The organism is Pseudoalteromonas luteoviolacea, assembly GCF_021654285.1.
GTDB lineage: Bacteria > Pseudomonadota > Gammaproteobacteria > Enterobacterales > Alteromonadaceae > Pseudoalteromonas > Pseudoalteromonas luteoviolacea_J.
Genome location: NZ_JAKFZS010000072.1, coordinates 1 through 2,345, shown reverse-complemented (window position 1 = coordinate 2,345; position 2,345 = coordinate 1). Strand labels below are relative to the sequence as shown.

The following is a 2,345-nucleotide window of genomic DNA, read 5'->3' as shown; positions in this document are numbered from 1 at the left end:
CTCAACTCAAATTAAAACTGGATATTTAAACAGTAGTAAAATAACTCGAATTAAGCAAAAAATTTGTGTCTGTCCCATATGTTTGCTAGTTTCCATAAGTTAAGAACCTAGGTGATAAAGCTCCATACAATCTTTTGCGAGGCCCCCATCTCTTGGGTGCGGGCCAACCCAACCTCCGGGCATTCCTCCTAGTCTATAGCAATCTAACACCCTTGTATTAATTGTGGATTTTGAAAGTCCACCAAAGATAACTTCACTAACAATCTCATAAAAGTGTTCAAGAATAATATCTGGGATTAAGTCGACATATAAATATTCAACATTTCGGGCTGTAAGTGAATATTTCGCTCTTATTAATTGCTCATGTTCTTTGCTTCGATATTTAGCAATCCTTTGTAGTATTAGGTCGTAAAAGTCATCTAGGAAACCATATAATATACACTTGTATTCCTTCTTTAAGGCTAGAACATCATCATAATCTTTATAAAAGCCCTTATAAAACCCTTTAGTTCCTTCATTCCAACCTAAAATATCATTGAAATGTTTAAACTCCCATTTCTCAGGCTCGTCCATATAATCATCTGGCGTTTGAATTCTTGTGTCCAAGTTATAAGGATCGCTGAATATTCTAAATCCATCTAAGTCATTTGGTAAATAAGAGCCCAGGAACAACCCGCTTAAAAATGCTTCTTGCGTATAGACTCCTTGGACCATTTTTAGCTCTTTTTCTATCTGTGCAGACCCTATTTTTTGATAATCGAGTAACATTATTATTTTCTCCTATCTATGGCTGGGCGTAATACCTTAATCCACATGTCTACTGTAGTCCCATGCTTTTTCATTAATGGTGGTTCATTCATTTCAAGGTGAATTTTAGCACGTTCAATCACCTCAATCAGCATTTGCCTCTTAATATGATTATCATGTTTAGAGCCATGTATTTCATCTAATATAAATCCTATTGCCTGATTGTAACGTGGGTGAGCACCATGTAATTGATTATCCGAATTCAAATCCTCTTTATAGGCTCGATTTGCTTTGATCAAACAAAAGGACAGGCAAATTTTAAATGTCGAATAATATCACAAGTTCACTCTTTAAAAATAAACAACCATAAAATTTAAAAAGGTAATAAATAGGGAAGGTAAAGATGGCTTAAATTGAGAACACAGCAAAAACAACTCAATTATGCATAATTTAATTTCAATGGATGAGAGGTAAATAGTTTAAAGAGGCGATTTAAATAAGCTTTACTACCCAACCCCCTTATACCAACTTACATCATTTTTAGCGGCCTGTGCTCTTAATACCGTTTTCGAGCCTGCAAAATTACCATAGTGAGTACCGTAATTTTGTACTCTATCCAGCCAAGTTACTTCTTCAATTCTCAGTGATACAAGTATATCTGGCACATTCTTCGGTATGAACCCTTTCTTGTTAGGGTGAACATGGCGACCCGTCCAATCAACTAGTTCAAGGTAATCCAGCAAAGAGAAAGGTATTGTATTTTCATACTCTCTTGTACCAAACGATTTTAGTGATTTCGGCTGTTTGATTTGATGCGCATTTTCATTATTTTGATTAGATTTTTGTGCGTTTGGTTTGGCATTTTTAAAGTGCCTTATGCGCTCTTGAATTGAGGTAAAACCACTATCCTCTAGATTATCTGCCATGTTGGCTCGAATCGGGTTTAAATCTACATAGGCCATGCAGCTGAGCAATGCTGTCTCATCTAGCAAGGCTTGTGATTTGTATCGTCCTTCCCAGTATTTACCCGTGCAACCATCTTCTTTATTTGCTTCTTTTGCTATGTATTCATTAAGGTTTTTCATAAACCAGCTAATGTCATACAGTCTGGCTCGCCATTTTTCAATTAGCTCAGATACGAGCAACTGCTCTGCCTCACTAAGAGTACCACCGTTTCGCTGCTTATCCATGATAGGGCTCCCCTTGTACAACTTATACCATCTAGATATTACCTCATTATCTGACCAACTAAGTGCTTGCTGTCTATTCACTTTAACCACCAAATGATAGTGATTACTCATGATGGCATAAGCTGCTATATCAATGGCAAATACACGACTTAGCAGCTTTACTCTTTCTACTAACCATGTTCGTCTATGGTCAAAGTTTTTACCTGTGTACTTATCCTCTCCACACAAAAAAGCACGGCGTACACACCGTGCTATTAAGTGATAATAAGACGTCGACGACAAATCTATCAGTGCTTTCCTTGCTCTTGTCATTCCCACTCAACTCAACTTAAAACTGGATATTTAAACAGTAGTCAAATAACTCGAATTACGCAAAAGATTTGTGTCTGTCCCATAAATTTTAAATTT

General features: G+C 36.5%; 3 protein-coding genes. All 3 read right to left on the bottom strand.

From position 1 onward, the window contains the following. Positions 1-99: 99 nt before the first annotated feature. Complete coding sequence (locus L1077_RS27020; protein ID WP_237139862.1) at positions 100-768, bottom strand: hypothetical protein; 669 nt, start codon at positions 766-768, stop codon at positions 100-102. A gap of 2 nt (positions 769-770) precedes the next feature. Beyond that, positions 771-1,013 carry a hypothetical protein gene (locus L1077_RS27015; RefSeq protein ID WP_237139861.1) on the bottom strand — a complete coding sequence of 81 codons (243 nt, stop codon included), beginning with the start codon at positions 1,011-1,013 and terminating at the stop codon, positions 771-773. Positions 1,014-1,253: 240 nt separating this feature from the next. Then, positions 1,254-2,249 carry a transposase gene (locus L1077_RS27010; RefSeq protein WP_237139860.1) on the bottom strand — a complete coding sequence of 332 codons (996 nt, stop codon included), beginning with the start codon at positions 2,247-2,249 and terminating at the stop codon, positions 1,254-1,256. Positions 2,250-2,345: the final 96 nt, after the last annotated feature.

Coding starts and splice junctions, on each gene's coding strand:
- L1077_RS27020 (WP_237139862.1), bottom strand. CDS start 768: ATGTTACTCGATTATCAAAAAATAGGGTCTGCACAGATAGAAAAAGAG.
- L1077_RS27010 (WP_237139860.1), bottom strand. CDS start 2,249: ATGACAAGAGCAAGGAAAGCACTGATAGATTTGTCGTCGACGTCTTAT.